The organism is Neisseria sp. P0024.S006 (assembly GCF_051956595.1).
Lineage (GTDB): Bacteria > Pseudomonadota > Gammaproteobacteria > Burkholderiales > Neisseriaceae > Neisseria.
The window spans coordinates 1-465 of record NZ_JBQCXH010000043.1 but is presented as its reverse complement, the minus strand read 5'-3'; the positions used below and the strand labels follow the sequence as shown (position 1 = coordinate 465).

At 56.1% G+C, this 465-nt stretch carries 1 protein-coding gene; it reads right to left on the bottom strand.

Annotated features, from left to right (window positions below):
- Window positions 1–465: lytic transglycosylase domain-containing protein (locus tag ACTHUF_RS11175; protein ID WP_440407731.1), on the bottom strand; the 465-nt coding region annotated here is incomplete at both ends.

Sequence of the window (465 nt, the reverse complement as noted above, 5' to 3'; positions counted from 1 at the left end):
CGTAGTAGGTCGCATTGTGCATGATTTTGTGCACGTAATCGCGGTGTGCGGTAAAGTGGGTGGTTTCGGTGTAAATCGCGCCTTCCAACGGTGAAGAAGCCTGCCAGTTACGGGCGCGGCCTGTGTCGGCATTGTAGCCTGCGGTGGCCATTAGTTCGTTATTTTGCAGGCGGCGTTTGGTATCTGCCATGTACCACGTACCCATGCGGACATTGCCGTCCATGGTGTAGAGTTCGCTGCTGCTCAGGCCGATTTTGCCGGCGATTTCGCGGGCGGTTGCAGGCATGACCTGCATCAGGCCTTGTGCGCCGACGCTGGATTGGGCGCCTAGGACAAAGCGGCTTTCTTGGCGAATCAAATTGGAAACCCAAGCTGGATCGATGCCTGCGTGCGAGGCGTAGCGGACGGTCAGGTCTTTAAACGGAGAGATATAGCGCAGTTTGTAGTTGAGTTTGTGGTCGGTAC